The organism is Cobetia sp. SIMBA_158 (assembly GCF_046566945.1).
GTDB lineage: Bacteria > Pseudomonadota > Gammaproteobacteria > Pseudomonadales > Halomonadaceae > Cobetia > Cobetia amphilecti.
The window spans coordinates 1-274 of record NZ_JAWJYL010000341.1 but is presented as its reverse complement, the minus strand read 5'-3'; the positions used below and the strand labels follow the sequence as shown (position 1 = coordinate 274).

Annotated in this window: 1 pseudogene; it reads right to left on the bottom strand. The window is 39.1% G+C overall.

Annotated elements, in window-relative coordinates:
- A pseudogene (locus R2R70_RS20205) lies at positions 1-274 on the bottom strand (cobyric acid synthase CobQ); the annotation flags it as partial.

Sequence of the window (274 nt, the reverse complement as noted above, 5' to 3'; positions counted from 1 at the left end):
CGCCAAGTACGTTTTTACTACCAGGCAATATAATAAGATCAACATCAGGAATGACCTGCGTATGGCGTATATAGTTAACATTAATATTTGGGTGTAAACGTAGTGCGTCAAAATCGGTATGGTTACTAATATGCGGCACTAATAATATTGCAATATTGATAGTTGCATGGGTAACGTTATTGTTTATTGCAACAGCATCTTCCGCGTCGAGAGTTAAATCGTGAAGGTATGGCAGTACTCCTAAAACAGGCTTACCCGTGTATTGCTCTAACCA